This window comes from Alphaproteobacteria bacterium (assembly GCA_024244705.1).
Classification (GTDB): Bacteria; Pseudomonadota; Alphaproteobacteria; order JAAEOK01; family JAAEOK01; genus JAAEOK01.
The window spans coordinates 1-2,128 of sequence record JAAEOK010000127.1 but is presented as its reverse complement, the minus strand read 5'-3'; the positions used below and the strand labels follow the sequence as shown (position 1 = coordinate 2,128).

Sequence of the window (2,128 nt, the reverse complement as noted above, 5' to 3'; positions counted from 1 at the left end):
GGTGCCGGAGTCGTCCGAAGTCGTCGAGGGGCTGGTTCGGCCCGAGTCGTCCGAAGTCGTCGAGGGGCCGGTGCCGGAGTCGTCCGAAGCCGTCGAGGGGCTGGTTCGGCCCAAGTCGTCCGAAGTCGTCGAGGGGCTGGTTCGGCCCAAGTCGTCCGAAGTCGTCGAGGGGCCGGTGCCGGAGTCGTCCGAAGTCGTCGAGGGGCTGGTTCGGCCCAAGTCGCCCGAAGTCGTCGAGGGGCTGGTTCGGCCCAAGTCGTCCGAAGTCGTCGAGGGGCCGGGGCCGGAGTCCGTGGTCGATGAGGAACTCGAACGCGACGCCGACAGTGCCGTGGCACCAGTCATGGTGGTCGATGCAGCCGACGAATCAGCGGACGGGCAGCCCGTGGACTCACTAGCGGCTGTCGTCGCTCGTCTCATCGACATGGCAGATTCCGACGTGGCCGACGTCATGGCCAGGCTCATCGATGCCAGCGACACCGAACTCGTGGCACAGCTCATCGAGGAGGAGGAACTCGAGGCTGCCGAGATCGTGGCACGGCTCCTCGACGGCGCGGGTCCCGAGGTCACCGCCATCGTGGCAGAGTTGGCCGACGCCTCTGAGCGCAGTCAAGTCACCGAGGTCCTCGATCTCGTCGAGAGTGGCCTTCGTTCGGACCCGAGCAGGACGGAGTTGCCGGCCGAGGTCGCTGCGAAGCTCCAGGAGTTCGGCATCGAGGCCGACCTCGAGCTCACGTCGCGTCCTGCAGAGATGGGCAAGTTCGGACAGCTCGACAACACCGATCAGGTCCGCGTGATCATCCGCGTCCTCTGCGGCCTCGTGGCCAGAGAAGACCTGCCCAGTGCGACGTCGACGCCCGTCGAACCGAGGTCCCACGCCGAGGAGCGGCGATGGCCGCTGTCGAGAGCTCGGTGGCCGCTCCCGCCACCTCAGACCGACGAGGTCGTGAAGAGGGCGGCTCTGCCGTCACGGCCCCCCACGAGTGGGGCGTCCTGAAGGACGTATCAGCCGGGGGTCGACGCTAATTCGGGACGTGAAGTCGTTGAATCTTCGCACGAATCCTGAAGATCGACTGATTCCGGCCGATACAAGAACCAGACAGATGTCGACTAGATGACGCAACCCGCGCGGGTGGAGGTCGATCCATGAGCGATAGACGCCGAGGCCTGCTCTGGGCAATTGTGTCCGGGGTGGTTCTGTTGCTCCTCGCGTCGAGGTTGCTGCCACCCTTCTTCGTGTTGGTCGCCGGTGTCGTCTTGGTGTTCGGTGCAGCGGTCGGCTGGTCGCGTGTCCGAGAGAGCCGCCACGAGGCCGACGACTGGCCTCGGACCGGGTGGGACAGCTACGACGATCGGGGTGTCGCAGAGCTAGACGCCGATGACCGCGGGGAAGAGACTGTCGACGTCAGCGAAGAGACGGTCGACGTCAGCGAGAGGATCGACCTCTTCGCTCCGTCACGCGAGGATCTCGAGCCTCACGAGGAGCCGGATCCGTCGGTCTTCGATCCGAGGCTCGATGGGGTCAACCGTGAAGAACAGATATCGGGGACCCGGTCGATCTTCGACGATGTCGCGGTACCGACCGAGGTGGCCGATCTCGTCGACGAGGAGTACGTCGATCCCGACGCGGCCATCCGCGCACGCAGCGTGTCGATCTTCGCTGATGACGGCGCAATCGACGAGCATGTCGTCGCGAACGAAGCGGGCATTCTCGCGGCAGCTACCGCCTCGTCGATGGCAGATAGCACACCGGGCGGTTCCGACTACGACCGGGTTCTCGAGCGCGACGACGCCAACGCTGCGACCCGCGACATCCTCTCGCGCGTCGCGAACCTGCTGGAGAAGTACGAGTAGGGAGCCGAGCCGAAAGGCGAGGCGAGGGTAGAGCGTGCATCGGCAGGCGCCGACTGTCGAGCAAAGGCCTCCCACGGGCCACCCAGCACCTCGTGGGCAGTGCCGGGATTCAGCTTCGAGCGGGCAGCGATGCCCGCTCGTCGGGTAACTCCGCCGCAGCGTCGGTCCTGGCGCGTTCGGCGACGACGCGCTCGATGATCGCCGGTGAAGCCATCAGGTCGTGGATCGTCGCGTACTGCTGAGTCGCCATTGCGTGGGCGAACTCGTCGGCTGT

Annotated in this window: 3 protein-coding genes; 2 read left to right on the top strand and 1 reads right to left on the bottom strand. The window is 66.1% G+C overall.

Annotated elements, in window-relative coordinates; all coding sequences use genetic code 11:
* A partial coding sequence (locus GY791_21695; GenBank protein MCP4331007.1) for a hypothetical protein occupies positions 1-997 on the top strand: 997 nt, incomplete at its 5' end.
* 149 nt (positions 998-1,146) lie between these two features.
* Positions 1,147-1,854, top strand: a complete 708-nt coding sequence (locus GY791_21690) for a hypothetical protein (GenBank protein ID MCP4331006.1) — start codon at positions 1,147-1,149, stop codon at positions 1,852-1,854.
* Positions 1,855-1,963: 109 nt separating this feature from the next.
* Here GY791_21690 and GY791_21685 read toward each other — a convergent pair whose 3' ends face one another.
* Entirely contained in the window at positions 1,964-2,104 is a 141-nt protein-coding gene (locus GY791_21685; protein MCP4331005.1) for a hypothetical protein, read from the bottom strand.
* Between the last annotated feature and the right edge of the window lie 24 nt (positions 2,105-2,128).

What these genes read in the sequence shown, in the direction of transcription:
- GY791_21690 (MCP4331006.1), top strand. Translation starts at nt 1,147, where the DNA reads ATGAGCGATAGACGCCGAGGCCTGCTCTGGGCAATTGTGTCCGGGGTG.
- GY791_21685 (MCP4331005.1), bottom strand. Translation starts at nt 2,104, where the DNA reads ATGGCGACTCAGCAGTACGCGACGATCCACGACCTGATGGCTTCACCG.